The sequence below is a fragment of the Nocardia anocheti genome (assembly GCF_029675105.1).
Lineage (GTDB): Bacteria > Actinomycetota > Actinomycetes > Mycobacteriales > Mycobacteriaceae > Nocardia.
This window is the reverse complement of sequence record NZ_JAQQFV010000006.1, coordinates 149,640-163,537: the sequence shown is the minus strand read 5'-3', so window position 1 is coordinate 163,537 and position 13,898 is coordinate 149,640. Positions and strand designations below refer to the sequence as shown.

13 protein-coding genes and 1 riboswitch are annotated in these 13,898 nt (G+C 69.7%); of the genes, 4 read left to right on the top strand and 9 right to left on the bottom strand.

The genetic code is table 11. The features are described 5' to 3' along the window. Nucleotides 1-62 precede the first annotated feature (62 nt). Entirely contained in the window at nucleotides 63-284 is a 222-nt protein-coding gene (locus tag QC180_RS17445; RefSeq protein WP_278263817.1) for a 2-hydroxymuconate tautomerase, read from the bottom strand. A 104-nt stretch (nucleotides 285-388) separates the two neighbouring features. On the opposite strand from QC180_RS17445, the gene QC180_RS17440 reads away from it, so the two are divergent. Then, entirely contained in the window at nucleotides 389-718 is a 330-nt protein-coding gene (locus QC180_RS17440; RefSeq protein WP_278263816.1) for a winged helix-turn-helix transcriptional regulator, read from the top strand. Between the two features lie 33 nt (nucleotides 719-751). Here QC180_RS17440 and mutM read toward each other — a convergent pair whose 3' ends face one another. From mutM to QC180_RS17415, 5 genes are all read right to left on the bottom strand, one after another. Next, nucleotides 752-1,618 (bottom strand): bifunctional DNA-formamidopyrimidine glycosylase/DNA-(apurinic or apyrimidinic site) lyase, encoded by an 867-nt coding sequence (gene mutM / locus QC180_RS17435; RefSeq protein ID WP_278263815.1) that lies wholly within the window; start codon nucleotides 1,616-1,618, stop codon nucleotides 752-754. Between the two features lie 44 nt (nucleotides 1,619-1,662). Continuing rightward, nucleotides 1,663-2,394, bottom strand: a complete 732-nt coding sequence (gene rnc / locus QC180_RS17430) for a ribonuclease III (protein WP_278263814.1) — start codon at nucleotides 2,392-2,394, stop codon at nucleotides 1,663-1,665. Between the two features lie 3 nt (nucleotides 2,395-2,397). Beyond that, complete coding sequence (rpmF, locus tag QC180_RS17425) at nucleotides 2,398-2,580, bottom strand: 50S ribosomal protein L32 (RefSeq protein WP_138447171.1); 183 nt, start codon at nucleotides 2,578-2,580, stop codon at nucleotides 2,398-2,400. Between the two features lie 2 nt (nucleotides 2,581-2,582). Next, nucleotides 2,583-3,266 (bottom strand): YceD family protein, encoded by a 684-nt coding sequence (locus QC180_RS17420; RefSeq protein WP_278263813.1) that lies wholly within the window; start codon nucleotides 3,264-3,266, stop codon nucleotides 2,583-2,585. A gap of 87 nt (nucleotides 3,267-3,353) precedes the next feature. Beyond that, on the bottom strand, nucleotides 3,354-4,127 hold the full coding sequence (locus QC180_RS17415; RefSeq protein ID WP_278263812.1) for a DivIVA domain-containing protein: 774 nt from the start codon (nucleotides 4,125-4,127) through the stop codon (nucleotides 3,354-3,356). Between the two features lie 251 nt (nucleotides 4,128-4,378). Here QC180_RS17415 and QC180_RS17410 point away from each other — a divergent pair, with 251 nt between their 5' ends. Next, nucleotides 4,379-4,897, top strand: a complete 519-nt coding sequence (locus QC180_RS17410) for a GtrA family protein (RefSeq protein ID WP_278263811.1) — start codon at nucleotides 4,379-4,381, stop codon at nucleotides 4,895-4,897. Here QC180_RS17410 and coaD read toward each other — a convergent pair. From coaD to QC180_RS17395, 3 genes are read right to left on the bottom strand one after another with little or no spacing between them, the layout of a single operon-like run. Beyond that, complete coding sequence (gene coaD, locus QC180_RS17405; protein ID WP_278263810.1) at nucleotides 4,894-5,382, bottom strand: pantetheine-phosphate adenylyltransferase; 489 nt, start codon at nucleotides 5,380-5,382, stop codon at nucleotides 4,894-4,896. The genes QC180_RS17410 and coaD overlap by 4 nt on opposite strands. A 3-nt stretch (nucleotides 5,383-5,385) precedes the next feature. Then, nucleotides 5,386-5,949 carry a 16S rRNA (guanine(966)-N(2))-methyltransferase RsmD gene (rsmD, locus tag QC180_RS17400; RefSeq protein ID WP_278263809.1) on the bottom strand — a complete coding sequence of 188 codons (564 nt, stop codon included), beginning with the start codon at nucleotides 5,947-5,949 and terminating at the stop codon, nucleotides 5,386-5,388. Next, on the bottom strand, nucleotides 5,946-9,344 hold the full coding sequence (locus tag QC180_RS17395) for a pyruvate carboxylase (protein ID WP_278263808.1): 3,399 nt from the start codon (nucleotides 9,342-9,344) through the stop codon (nucleotides 5,946-5,948). The genes rsmD and QC180_RS17395 overlap by 4 nt, the downstream gene beginning before the upstream one ends. 282 nt (nucleotides 9,345-9,626) lie before the next feature. Continuing rightward, nucleotides 9,627-9,829, top strand: a riboswitch (cobalamin riboswitch). A 148-nt stretch (nucleotides 9,830-9,977) separates the two neighbouring features. On the opposite strand from QC180_RS17395, the gene metE reads away from it, so the two are divergent. Both metE and QC180_RS17385 read left to right on the top strand, forming a co-directional pair. Then, nucleotides 9,978-12,242 (top strand): 5-methyltetrahydropteroyltriglutamate--homocysteine S-methyltransferase, encoded by a 2,265-nt coding sequence (gene metE / locus QC180_RS17390; RefSeq protein ID WP_278263807.1) that lies wholly within the window; start codon nucleotides 9,978-9,980, stop codon nucleotides 12,240-12,242. 231 nt (nucleotides 12,243-12,473) lie between these two features. Beyond that, complete coding sequence (locus tag QC180_RS17385; RefSeq protein ID WP_278263806.1) at nucleotides 12,474-13,898, top strand: short-chain fatty acyl-CoA regulator family protein; 1,425 nt, start codon at nucleotides 12,474-12,476, stop codon at nucleotides 13,896-13,898.

Genomic DNA, 13,898 nt, shown 5'->3' with positions numbered 1-13,898 from the left:
GAAACGGTAGCGCGCTCGGATCAGCGGCGGCGTGGCTTCCGCCGACACTTGTCCCGCATCGGTCAGTTCACCGGCGGCTGAGCCGCGATCTTGTCGCGCAGCATCGTGCCGCCGACGGCGTACTTGGCGTAGGACACCTCGTTGATCAGGACGTGTACCGACTCCGCGGGGGCTCCGGTGGCGGCGACGACCGCGTCGGTGATCCCGGCGGCGATGCGCTGATACTGCGCGTCCCGGTCTCCCGACATGAGCTCGGGGACAATATCGAGGTTGACGATCGGCATGAATTCCTCCTGCTCGATGTTTGCTGACAGGTACGACGATGCGCCGCGCCGTGCACGATGGCAAGAAGGCACTTGCGCGCCACCAACGAACCTGAAAGTAGGAAATGGACGGGACCAGCGAATTCGACGGTGACTACTGCGCCGAGACGGTACGGCGCACGATCGACCTCGTCGGCGGGAAGTGGACGATGCTCATCTTGTGGGAGCTGCTTCGACAGGAGCGCCGTTACGCCGATTTGCAGCGCCGAGTGCCCGGCATCTCCCAGAAGGTGCTCTCCAGCGAGCTCAAGGCCCTCGTACGGGCGGGTCTCGTCGAGCGCGAGGTCGCGGCGACCACGCCGCCGCAGGTGACCTACCGCATCACCGCGGAGGGGAGAAGCCTGGACGCGGTCTTCACGTCGCTGCACGAGTGGGGTCTGCGCCGACCATCGTGATCGCCCGCGCCGCCGTCCCGAGCGCGTCGCCGCTCAGCGTCGTACCACGCGTGGACGTCGCTGGCACTTCGGGCAGAAGTACGAGGATCGGTTCATGAACGACTCCCGCAGGATCGTCGCGCCGCACCGATCGCAGGGTTCGTTCTCGCGCCCGTAGGCGGCCAGTGACCGGGAGAAATAGCCGGATTCACCGTTCACGTTCACATACAGCGCGTCGAAGGACGTGCCGCCGACGGCCAGCGCTTCGCTCATGACCGCGGTGACGCCGTCGAGCAGTGTGCGCACGACGGGCCGGGTCAGGTCCGCGGCGATCCGGGTACCGTGCAGGCCCGCCCGCCACAGCGCCTCGTCGGCGTAGATGTTGCCGATGCCCGAGACCACGGTCTGGTCCAGCAGCACCCGTTTGATCTCGGTGTTCTTTGCCCGGATGGCGGCCACCGCGGCCTCGCGGTCGAACCGGGGATCGAGCGGATCGCGGGCGATGTGGGCGACCGAGTCGGGCACCAGGGTGCCGTCCACCTCGACGAGTTCGCCCAGCGCCCACCCGCCGAAGGTGCGCTGGTCCACGAAGCGCAGCTCGGTGCCGTCACCGAGTCCGGCGCGGATATGGGCGTGCTTCTCCAGGGGCGCGCCCTCGGGTTGCACGAGCATCTGCCCGCTCATCCCCAGGTGCACGATCAGCGCGGTGTCGGGCTCGTCGAAGGTGAGCCACAGGTACTTGCCGCGACGCTGGGCGGCCTCGATGCGCAGCCCGGTGAGCCGGGCGGCCAGATCGGCACCACCCGGGGCGTGCCTGCGCACAGCCCTCGGATGGGTGACGACGATGTTCTCGATGGCACGCCCCACGGCGTGCTCGGCCAGACCGCGCCGCACCACCTCGACCTCGGGCAGTTCGGGCACGGATCAGGCCGCCCCGTCGCGAGTGCCCTCGAGGGCCTGCGTGGTCACTCGGTAGCCACGGGCTCGTCGGTGAGCGCCTGGTAGGCGGTCCCGGCGGCCTTCTGCTCGGCTTCCTTCTTGGAACGGCCGATGCCCTGGCCGTACGGACGACCGGCGATCACCGTGGTGGCGGTGAACTCCTTGTTGTGGTCCGGGCCGGTGGAGGTGATCTCGTAGGCGGGCACGCCCAGACCGCGTTCGGCGGTGAGCTCCTGCAGGCTGGTCTTCCAGTCGAGTCCGGCGCCCATGCGGGGGCCACGCTCGAGCAGTTCGGCGAACAGGCGCAGCACGACGCCACGGGCCACCTCGATGCCGTGCTCGAGATGCACGGCGCCCAGCAGCGATTCCATGCCGTCGGCGAGGATGCTCGGCTTGTCCCGGCCGCCGGTGAGCTCTTCGCCCTTACCGAGCAGCAGGTACTGGCCGAGGCCGCCGTCACCGAGACCACGCGCCACCTCGGCGAGCGCGTGCATGTTCACCACACTGGCGCGCAGCTTGGCGAGTTCACCCTCGGACTTGTCCGGGTGCTCGGTGTAGAGGCGCTCGGTGATGCTGAGGCCGAGGACCGAGTCGCCGAGGAACTCGAGGCGCTCGTTGGTCGGCAGACCGCCGTTCTCGTACGCGTACGACCGGTGCGTCAGCGCGAGGCGCAGAAGCTCCGGTCGTACGTCGACGCCGAGGGCGGTGAGCAGGCTGGCGTGATCGGCCGCGCCTACTGTGTCTTTGCTCGCTGTCACGAATCAGACAGCGGAGGTGACCTGGCGGCCCTTGTAGGTGCCGCAGGACGGGCACGCGATGTGCGGGAGGGTCTTCTCACCGCAGGCACGGTTCGGGCAGGTGACCAGGGTCGGCGCGACGGCCTTCCACTGGCTGCGCCGCGACCGGGTGTTGGAACGGGACATCCGGCGCTTGGGAACAGCCACGGCTACTTCTCCTCTGTGTTTTCGCTGACCACAGGGGCATCGTCTGCCCCGGGAGCGGGTTGGTCTGGGGTGGTGGAACCCTCAGCGGGGTCGCCGGTGCCGGGCGTATCCGTGGCGAAACTCGCCAACTTCGCCCAGCGAGGGTCCAGTATCTCATGCCCATGATCGGAACCCGCAATCGCCATCCGCACACCGCACTCGGGGCACAGGCCCGCGCAGTCCGGGGTGCACAGGGGCTGCAGCGGAAGCTCCAGCCCGATGGCGTCGAGGATCACCGGTTCGAGGTCGATGAGGTCGTCTTCCATGCGGTAGACCTCGTCGTCCTCGGTCGTCTGCTCGGTGGTGCTGTCCGGGTAGGCGAACAGCTCGGTCAGACGAATCTCCACCCGATCGTCGAACGGTTCGAGGCAGCGCGAGCACTCCCCCACCGTCGGCCCGGACGCCGTGCCGGTGACCAGCACGCCCTCCGAGACGGCCTGCAGCTGCAGGTCGAGTTCCACCGCGGCCTCGGCCGGGATGGCGATCAGGTCGAGACCCAGCCGCTCGTGGTCGGTGACAGTGCGACGCAGCTCCCGCATGGTCCCCGGCCTGCGGCCGAGACTGCGGACGTCCAGCACGAAACCCGCGTCGGACACAGGGCCGTTGGCCTTGCGTGGACGCGCGGATGAACCGGAACCGGCGGACATCACTGACTCACTTACCGTCGAGGGGATGATGGGCAACCACTCAACAGTACGGCAGGACCCCGGCGGAACCCAAAACGCGCGGTGCGCTCAGCGGCGGTGCTCGGCGGCGTATTCCGGGTAGTCACCGGCGGGGGCGCCGCGCATGTGCTGGCGGCCGCGGGTGATGGTGCGGCGGGTGGTGTTGAGAGTCTCCTCCAGCGCGGCCAGCTTGCCGTCGAAGTCGCCCATCCGCTCGTCGACGTAGTCGTCGCATTCGGCGCGGACCCGGTCGGCCTCGGCCTGGGCGTCGTCGATGAGCCGGGCCGATTCCAGGTGCGCGGCCCGCACGACCTCGGTCTGCGAGACCAGGCGGGCCTGCTCGGCCAGGCCGTCGGCGACCGAGCGCTCGTAGGAGGCCTTGCCGGACTCGATGGCCCGATCGGCGTCCACCTGGGCGCGGCCGGTGAGTTCGTCGTACTCGGCGTTGCCGTCGGCGATCACCTGGTCGGCCTCGGCTTGGGCGGTGCTGACCAGCCGGTCGGCGTGCGCGGTGGCCTCGGCGACCATCCGGTCGGCGTGCGCCTTGGCGTCGGCGAGGATGCGATCGGCCTCGGTGCGGGCCGTCTCGATGGTGGTGCGGGCCTGTTCGTCGGCCGCGGTGACGGTGGCCTCGGCCCCGGACCGGGCGTCGCCGACGATCTTGTCGCGGTGGTCGAGGACGTCCTGGGCGTCGTCGAGCTCACCGGGCAGGGCGTCGCGGACGTCGTCGAGCAGTTCGAGGACGTCACCGCGCGGCACGATGCAGCTGCGGGTCGGCGGGATGCCGCGCGCCTCTTCGACGATGGCGACCAGTTCGTCGAGTGCTTCGAATACGCGATACATGCTCACTACCCTCCTGCTGACTCACGGCGAAACCACTACCGCCGCCGCCCAGTGTGCCCGTCGCGGGCGCCTGTGCCGAATGTCGGCGCGGTGTGTCGCGACAGTGTCCTAGATCGCACGGATATCAAGTGGAGTGAAGCCCTCCACTTCGGCTACCATCAACGGGCACGACAACGCCGTCGCCGGGAAGTTCCACACGCTTTTCGCTGTTGTTCCTCTCGACGTCTGTTCCTTGCGATCGGAGTCGAATCATGACCGTCCTCGAGTCACCGAGGCCCTCGGTGCTGCACGTCGCGGGCATGTTCACCCCCTTCGCGAACCCGCTGCCGCTGGTCGTCGCGCCGGTGCCGGTGCGCCCGCGCGTGCACAAGGCCCTGCGCTACCTGCGCGGTGACCGCGCCCTGCCGCAGCTCATCCGCTTCGCGCTGGTCGGCGGGTCCAGCAATATCGCCTACGTGCTGCTGTTCTTCGCCATGGTCGGCGTCGGCCCACTGATCGCCAATGTCGTCGGCTCGATCGTGAGCACCGTGCTAGCCAACGAGCTACACCGTCAGCTCACCTTCCACGCCACCGACCGCGTCAGCTGGTTCACCGCGCAGTGGGAGGGCGGCGGCCTGGCGCTGCTCGGCCTCGGCATCACCACCGCGGGCCTGGCGGCCATCGGCGTCTGGGCACCCGGCCTCGGCGACACCGTCCAGGCCCTGGTCGTCCTCGGCATCACCGCCGCCGTCGGCGGCCTCCGCTTCCTGGCCCTACGCGGGTTGTTCTAGGCGTTCTTGCGCTCGGCGATGCGGTCGAGCAGGCGCTTGTGGACCGAGGGCGGGAGCATGTCGCTGACGTCGCCGCCGTAGGCCGCCACTTCCTTGACCAGGGAACTGGACAGGAAGCTCAGGGCGGGGTTGGTGGCGATGAAGAAGGTGTCGACTCCGGCGAGCTTGTGGTTCATCTGGGCCATCTGCAGTTCGTAGCCGAAGTCTCCGGCGTCGCGCAGACCCTTGACGATCGCGGTGACGCCCTCCTGCTTGGCGAAGTCGACGGTCAGCCCCTGCCAGGAGGCGACGCGCACATTGGGCAGGTGCCCCACCGCGTCCCGCAGCAGTTCCATCCGCTCCTCGACGGTGAACATCCCCTGCTTCTTGGGGTTCACGTTCACCGTGACGATCACCTCGTCGAACTGCGCGGCCGCGCGCGTGAACACATCGAGATGACCATTGGTGACCGGGTCGAACGAGCCGGGGCACAGTGCAGCTGCCATGGCTCAGACGCTAGCACCGAACTCGGCGAGTTCGATTCTGGTCTCCCCGTATCTGCGGGCCTTCAGCGGCGCATAGCCTGGGGGCCAGGTGATTTCGGGGGTGCGGATGGAGCGTTCGACGATCACCAGGGCTTCGGGGGCGAGCCAGCCGTTGGTGGCCAGGGCGGTGAGGTCGGCGGTGACGTCGGCGGTGCTCACGTCGTAGGGCGGGTCGGCGAAGACCACGTCGTAGCCGTCGGGGGCGGGGTGGGCGAGCACCGTGCCCACGGTGCCCTGGCGCAGTTCGGCGCCGGGGAGGCCCAGGTCGGTGATGTTGGCGCGGACCACGGCGGCGGCCTTGCGGTCGGATTCGACCAGCAACGCGTGCGCGGCGCCGCGCGAGAGGGCTTCCAGGCCGAGCGCGCCCGACCCCGCGTAGAGGTCGAGCACGCGCGTGCCGTCGAGGTCGAGCCGGGCGTCGATGGCGCTGAACAGCGCCTCGCGCACCCGGTCGGAGGTGGGCCGGGTCCCGGCGGGCGGCACCTTCAGGCGCCGCCCACCGGCCGTTCCCGCGACGATGCGGGTCATTCCGACTCGCGCGCGGCCAGTTCCACCAGCAGGTCGCCGCCCTCGACCTGCTGCACCTTGGCGGTGGCGATCCGGCCGACCACGCCCGCGCGCGGCGCGGTGATGGCGGCCTCCATCTTCATCGCTTCGATGGTGCCGATGGTGTCGCCCGCGTGGATCTCGTCGCCCTCGGCCACGGCCAGGGTGACCACACCCGCGAACGGCGCGGCGATATGACCCGGATTGTTCTTGTCGGCCTTCTCCGCCACCGGAACCTCCGAGGCGATCGACCGGTCCCGCACCGCGATCGGACGCAACTGCCCGTTCATGATGCACATGACCGTGCGCATCCCCTTCTCATCCGGCTCCGAGATCGCCTCCAAACCGATGAGCAGCGTGACACCCTTCTCCAACTGCACCCGATGTTCCTCACCACGGCGCAGACCGTAGAAGAACTGGTTCTCCGACAGGCCGGTAGTGTCGCCGTACTTCTCCCGGTGCGTGCGGAACTCCGCGGCCGGGCCGGGGAACAGCAGCCGGTTGAGGGTGTCGCGACGCTCCAGCGAGGACCCGTCGAGCCCCTTCTGGTCCGCCGGGGTCAGCGGAACCTCGGGCTTGGGCTCGTTGCGCCCCGCGAGGGCCTTGCTGCGGAACGGTTCGGGCCAGCCACCGGCCGGGGTACCGAGTTCGCCACGTAGGAAACCAATCACCGAATCCGGGATGTCGTAGCGGCCCGGGTCGGCGGCGAAGTCCTCGATCTCGACTCCGGAACCCACCAGGGCCAAGGCCAGATCACCGACGACCTTCGACGACGGGGTCACCTTGATCAGGCGACCCAGCAGCCGGTCGGCCGCCGCGTACTTGGCCTCGACCTCCTCGAACCGGTCACCGAGGCCGAGCGCGATCGCCTGCTGACGCAGATTCGACAGCTGACCACCCGGGATCTCGTGGGTGTAGACACGCCCGGTCGGCGCCGGAAGACCCGACTCGAACGGCGCGTACACCTTGCGCAGCGCCTCCCAGTACGGCTCGAGATCACACACGTTCTGGAGATTCAGCCCGGTATCACGCTCGGTGTGCGCGGTCGCGGCGACGATCGCCGACAGCGCGGGCTGCGAGGTGGTACCCGCCATGGCGGCCGAGGCACCATCGACCGCGTCCGCACCGGCCTGCCACGCGGCCAGATAGGTCGCGAGCTGACCACCCGGGGTGTCATGAGTGTGCACGTGCACCGGCAGATCGAAGTTACTACGCAGCGCGGTAACGAGTTTCGCCGCCGAGGGCGCGCGCAGCAGACCGGCCATGTCCTTGATCGCGAGCACATGCGCACCCGCGTCCACGATCTGCTCGGCCAACTTCAAGTAGTAGTCGAGGGTGTAGAGCGACTCGTTCGGATCGAGCAGATCGCCGGTGTAACTCAACGCGACTTCCGCGATGGCCGTACCGGTTTCGCGCACGGCGTCGATGGCGGGCCGCATCTGGTCGACATTGTTGAGCGCGTCGAAGATGCGGAAGATATCGATACCGGTGGTCGCCGCCTCGGAGACGAACGCGCGCGTCACCTGCTCGGGGTACGGCGTGTAGCCCACGGTGTTGCGCCCGCGCAGCAGCATCTGCAGGCAGATGTTGGGCACCGCCTCGCGCAGCGCGGCCAGCCGCTCCCACGGGTCCTCGTGCAGGAAGCGCAGCGCCACATCGTAAGTCGCGCCACCCCACGCCTCGATCGAGAGCAGTTCCGGTGTCAGTCGCGCGACGTGCCCCGCCACACCCAGCAGACCGTTGGTGCGCACGCGGGTCGCCAACAGCGACTGGTGCGCGTCACGGAAGGTGGTGTCGGTGACGCCGAGCGCCTTCTGCTCGCGCAGGGCCCGTGCGAAACCCTCGGGGCCGAGGGTGAGCAGGCGCTGGCGCGACCCGTCCGGCGGCGGCAGCGTCAGGTCGATCGCGGGCAGTTTGTCGTACGGGTACACCGTGGTCGGGCGCTCGCCGTGCGGCTTGTTGACGGTCACGTCGGCGAGGTAGCTCAGGATCTTGGTGCCACGGTCGGCCGAGCCGCGCGAGGTGAGCAGCTGCGGGCGCTCGTCGATGAACGAGGTGGTGACGCGGCCCGCCTGGAAATCGGGGTCGTCGAGCACGGCCAGCAGGAACGGGATGTTCGTCGTCACGCCACGGATGCGGAACTCGGCCAGGGCCCGGCGGGCGCGCGCGGCGGCGGCGGGCAGGTCACGGCCGCGGCAGGTGAGCTTGACCAGCATGGAGTCGAAGTAGGCGCCGATCTCCGCGCCCAGGTTCGCGCCACCGTCGAGCCGGATACCGGCACCGCCGGGGGTGCGGTAGGCGGTGATGCGGCCGGTGTCGGGACGAAAGCCGTTGGCCGAGTCCTCGGTGGTGATCCGGCACTGCAGGGCCGCGCCGCGAATCGACACGGTCTCCTGACTCAGGCCCAGATCGGCCAGGGTCTCCCCCGCCGCGATGCGCATCTGCGCCTGCACGAGGTCGACGTCGGTGATCTCCTCGGTCACCGTGTGCTCGACCTGGATGCGCGGGTTCATCTCGATGAACACGTGGTTGCCGCGCTCGTCGAGCAGGAACTCCACGGTGCCCGCGCAGCTGTAGCCGATCTGGCGGGCGAAGGCCACCGCGTCGGCGCAGATGCGCTCGCGCAGTGCGGGATCCAGGTTCGGCGCGGGCGCGAGCTCGATGACCTTCTGGTGGCGGCGCTGCACCGAACAGTCGCGCTCGAACAGGTGCATGACATTGCCGTGCTGGTCGGCCAGGATCTGCACCTCGATGTGGCGCGGGTTCACCACGGCCTGCTCGAGGAACACCGTCGGGTCACCGAAGGCCGACTCGGCCTCGCGCGAGGCCGCCTCGATCGACTCGCGCAGCTGCTCGGGCGCGGCGACGCGGCGCATACCGCGACCACCACCACCGGCCACGGCCTTGACGAAGATCGGGTACTCGAGCTCGGCGGAGGCGGCCAGCAACTGGTCGATGTCGGCGGAGGGTTCGCTGGATTTCAGCACCGGCAGACCCGCGGTCCGCGCGGCCTCGATCGCGGTGGCCTTGTTGCCCGCCATCTCGAGCACCTCGGCCGAGGGCCCGATGAAGGTGATGCCCTCGCGCGCGCAGGCCGCGGCCAGATCGGGATTCTCCGACAGGAAGCCGTAACCCGGGTAGATCGCGTCGGCACCGGCCGACTTGGCCGCCTCCACGATCGCCTCGATCGAGAGGTAGGCCCGCACGGGGTGACCTTCCTCACCGATCTGATACGACTCGGCCGCCTTGAGGCGGTGCACGGAGTTGCGATCCTCATACGGGAACACCGCGACCGTTCCGATGCCTAGTTCGTAGGCGGCGCGGAAGGCGCGGATGGCGATCTCGCCGCGATTGGCGACCAAGACTTTCGAGAACATTGGCCTACGGTACCCGGCGCGTGAGCGGGGTTCGGCACGCCAGGTGACTTCGCCATGGTCTTCACATCCGATGCCCCCCGACCTGCGAAGTCACGGTAATCGGGCCGTCACATCTCACCGTGCGGGGCCGGGGTCGGTGCGGTCGGCGGCGGGTCGCCGACACGCAGGTCAGGCCCCTGTTCCGGACGTCCGGGTGAGCGCGGGGCCCGCGACCCCCTATGCTGGTGGGCGCAGCTGGTTCGCCTGCGCGGTGGAAGAGTCGGAGCCCCGACCTCCCGCGCCGGTGTCGAGCCCGCCGCCGGTTCTCCGGCGCCGGGTGAGAGGGAACCCGGTGAGAATCCGGGACTGTCCCGCAGCGGTATGCGGGAACGACCGCCGTCATCACGCACTGGACTCCGCGTCCGGGAAGCGACGGCCAGTAGGTCGGTCGACACACACGACCGGTGCCCGCGAGTCCGAAGACCTGCCGACTGTGCCGGATACGCCGTATCCGGCGGCCACCGCCTCGTGGATCGGGCGCGCGGACCACCCACAGACCGACACCGAGCGTGCCCCGCACGACCGGTCGACGGTCCGGCGGTTGGCGTCTGCCCGCATGGTGAGGGCCGTCCGTACCGCACTGGAGAAACTTCCGTGACTGTTTCGCACACTCCTTTCACCGCAACGGTTCTCGGTCTGCCCCGGGTGGGCCCGAACCGGGAACTCAAGCGCGCGACCGAGTCCTACTGGGCGGGCCGCGCCGACGCGGGCCACCTGCACACCGTCGGCCGGGAGCTGCGCCGCGCCCAGCTGCTCACGCTGCGCGAGGCGGGTCTGGACTCGGTGCCGGTGGGCACCTTCTCCTACTACGACCAGGTGCTCGACACCGCCGTGCTGCTCGGCGCCCTGCCGCCGCGCGTCGCCGGGATCGACGACCCGCTGGACCGCTACTTCGCGGCCGCGCGCGGTACCGACACCGTCGCCCCGCTCGAGATGACCAAGTGGTTCGACACCAACTACCACTACCTGGTCCCCGAGATCGACGCCGCGACCACCTTCTCGCTCAACCCCGAGAAGCTGCTCGCGGAGCTGGCCGAGGCGATCGAGCTCGACGTCCCCGCCCGCCCGGTGGTGGTCGGCCCGATCACCTTCCTGAAGCTGGCCAAGACCGCCGACGGCGCGGCCCTGGACCGCCTGCCCGAGCTGGTCGCCCTCTACAGCGACCTGCTGACCCAGCTCGCCGACGCGGGCGCGCAGTGGGTGCAGATCGACGAGCCGGTGCTGGTCACCGACCTCACCGACGCCGAGGTCGCCCTCGTGCGCGACACCTACACCAAGCTCGCGGCGGTGCCGCAGCGCCCGGCGATCCTGGTCGCCACCTACTTCGGGCACCCCGACGCCGCCCTGGGCGCGCTGGCCGACACCGACATCGAGGGCGTGGCCGTCGACTTCACCGCGGGCACCCGGGTGGCCGATCTCGCCGCGCTGCCCGCGCTGGCGAACAAGCTGGTCGTGGCGGGCGTCGTCGACGGTCGCAACATCTGGCGCACCGACCTCGACGCCGCGCTGAGCACCCTGGGCACCCTGCTGGGCAGCGCGGGTTCGGTGGCCGTGTCCAGCTCGTCCTCGCTGCTGCACGTGCCGTACTCGCTGACCCCCGAGACCGGCCTGGACGAGCGGCTGCGCTCGTGGCTGGCCTTCGGCGCCGAGAAGGTCGCCGAGGTGCGGGTGCTGGCGACCGCGCTCACCACCGGCACCGACGCGGTGGCCGCCGAGCTGGCCGCCGCGCGCGACGCCGCCGAGTCGCGGCGCACCGATCCGCGCCTGCACGTCGAGCAGGTCCGGGCCCGTCTGGCCGCCCTCGACGAGAGCGACCTGACCCGCCTGCCCGCCGACGAGCGTCGCGCGCTGCAGCGCGAGCACCTCGACCTGCCGGTGCTGCCGACCACCACCATCGGCTCCTACCCGCAGACCTCGGCGATCCGCCTGGCCCGCGCCGCGCTGCGCAAGGGCGAGATCGACGAGGCCGAGTACGTGCGCCGGATGCAGGCCGAGATCGCCGACGTGATCACCCTGCAGGAGAAGCTGGGCCTGGACGTGCTGGTGCACGGCGAGCCCGAGCGCAACGACATGGTGCAGTACTTCGCCGAGCTGCTCGACGGCTTCGCCGCCACCGAGAACGGCTGGGTGCAGTCCTACGGCACCCGCTGCGTGCGCCCGCCGATCCTGTTCGGTGACGTCTCACGGCCCGAGCCGATGACCCTGTCGTGGATCGGCTACGCCCAGTCGCTGACCACCAAGCCGGTCAAGGGCATGCTCACCGGCCCGGTCACCATCCTGGCCTGGTCGTTCGTGCGTGACGACCAGCCGCTGGGCGAGTCGGCCCGCCAGGTCGCCCTGGCGATCCGCGACGAGACGGTGGACCTGGAGGCCCAGGGCACCCGCGTCATCCAGGTCGACGAACCCGCCCTGCGCGAGCTGCTGCCGCTGCGCGCGGCCGACCAGCCCGCCTACCTGCAGTGGTCGGTGGACTCGTTCCGCCTGTCCACCGCCGGTGTCGCCGACACCACCCAGGTGCACACCCACCTGTGCTACTCGGAGTTCGGCGAGGTCATCTCGGCCATCGCGGGCCTGGACGCCGATGTCACCTCGATCGAGGCGGCGCGTTCGCACATGGAGGTCCTCGACGACCTGAACGCGGCGGGCTTCGCGCTCGGCGTGGGTCCGGGCGTCTACGACATCCACTCCCCGCGGGTGCCCTCGGTGGAGGAGATCACCACCTCGCTCACCGCGGCGCTGAAAGCCGTTCCCGCCGAGCGCCTTTGGGTGAACCCGGACTGCGGCCTCAAGACCCGCGGCCCGGTGGAGGTCGAGGCGTCGCTGCGCAACCTGGTGACCGCCGCGGCGGCCCTGCGGTAGCCGGAGAACACCTGGTGAATCGCCGTCCCGGGCGGGTCTTTCCGCCCGGGACGGCGCGTTCGGCCGCGCCGGCGTTTCGGTCTTCATGAGGGGGAGATCGAAGCGTGCCGCGGCCCTTCGCACGTTACGCACGAGTAGTAACAGATAAAATCCCTTGCTGGAGTGGACATCTCCCGAGGTAATCGGCACTTTCAGCAAACGTTGCGAACCCTGAGCGTTAGGATCTTCGGCGTGCGGAAGATGTACGCGGGGGCCAGGCTACGACGGCTGCGCGAAGAACGGCGGATGACCCAGGCGGCGCTGGCGAAATCGCTGGATCTGTCACCCAGCTACCTCAACCAGCTCGAGCGCGATCAGCGCCCGCTCACCATTCCCGTTCTGCTGAAACTGAACTCGACCTTCGACCTCGATGTCCAGTTCTTCGCCGCCGACTCCGACGCGCGACTGGTCTCGGACCTGCACGAGGTGCTCGTCGAGGCGGCCGGTGGCGGTGACACCGCACCGATCACCGAGGTCGAGGAACTGGCGACGCGGCTACCAGAGGTGGCGCGCATCGTCATCGCCATGCACCGGCGGCTGCGCGCGGCCACCGATCAGCTCGACCTGCTGTCCTCCCGAGTGGAGAACCCCAGCGGCGCCCCGGGCACCCCGATGCCCTACGAGGACGTGCGCGACTTCTTCTACGACCACCGCAATCACATCTCCACCCTCGATCACGCCGCCGAGCAACTGTTCGAGGAATCCGGGCTCAGCATCGGCTCGCTGGACCGTCAACTGGCCCGCATCGCCGAGGAACGCGCCGGGGTGACGGTGCTGGTGCGCGGCGACGGCGCCGACCCCACCATCCCGAAGCGCCACTACGAGCCCGACACCCGCACGCTCACCCTGGCCCGCCGACTGCGGCCGGGTCAGCGCGCCTTCCAGATCGCCTCCACGCTGGGCCTGCTGCTCTACGGCCGCGAGATCGACAATGTGCTCGCCGAATCCCGCGCGCTCACCGGTGAATCGCGCACCCTGGCCCGGGTCGGGTTGGCCAACTACTTCGCGGGCGCGCTGATCCTGCCCTACGGCCGGTTCCTGCGCTCGGCCGAGGAACTGCGCTACGACGTCGATCTGCTCGCCCTGCGCTTCGAGGTGGGGTTCGAGACGGTCTGCCACCGGCTCAGCACTCTGCAACGGCAGGGTCAGCGTGGGGTGCCGTTCTTCCTGGTGCGCACCGACCGGGCGGGCAATATCTCGAAACGGCAGTCGGCCACCGCCTTCCACTTCTCCCGGGTCGGCGGCAGCTGCCCGCTGTGGGTCACCCACGAGGCGTTCGCGCATCCTGGCCGCATCCTCACCCAGATCGCGGAGATGCCCGACGGCCGTCGGTACCTGTGGATCGCGCGCACCACCCCGCCCGCGCCGCAGGGTTTCGGTGGCGCGTCGAAGAATTTCGTCATCGCGCTGGGCTGCGATATCGAATACGCCGACCGACTGGTGTACTCGCAGGGCATCCAGCTCGACGACCCCCAGGTGGCCGTGCCGATCGGCGCGGGCTGCAAGGTGTGCGAGCGGCCGTCGTGCCCGCAGCGGGCGTTCCCGCAGATCGGCCGCGCGCTGGCGGTGGCCGAGCACACCAGCACCGATCTGCCCTATCCCCGGCTGCCGCACTGA

Excerpts from the sequence above, each read along its gene's own strand:
- QC180_RS17445 (WP_278263817.1), bottom strand. The coding sequence starts at position 284 with ATGCCGATCGTCAACCTCGATATTGTCCCCGAGCTCATGTCGGGAGAC.
- QC180_RS17440 (WP_278263816.1), top strand. The coding sequence starts at position 389 with ATGGACGGGACCAGCGAATTCGACGGTGACTACTGCGCCGAGACGGTA.
- QC180_RS17420 (WP_278263813.1), bottom strand. The coding sequence starts at position 3,266 with ATGTCCGCCGGTTCCGGTTCATCCGCGCGTCCACGCAAGGCCAACGGC.
- QC180_RS17415 (WP_278263812.1), bottom strand. The coding sequence starts at position 4,127 with ATGTATCGCGTATTCGAAGCACTCGACGAACTGGTCGCCATCGTCGAA.
- QC180_RS17410 (WP_278263811.1), top strand. The coding sequence starts at position 4,379 with ATGACCGTCCTCGAGTCACCGAGGCCCTCGGTGCTGCACGTCGCGGGC.
- coaD (WP_278263810.1), bottom strand. The coding sequence starts at position 5,382 with ATGGCAGCTGCACTGTGCCCCGGCTCGTTCGACCCGGTCACCAATGGT.
- rsmD (WP_278263809.1), bottom strand. The coding sequence starts at position 5,949 with ATGACCCGCATCGTCGCGGGAACGGCCGGTGGGCGGCGCCTGAAGGTG.
- QC180_RS17395 (WP_278263808.1), bottom strand. The coding sequence starts at position 9,344 with ATGTTCTCGAAAGTCTTGGTCGCCAATCGCGGCGAGATCGCCATCCGC.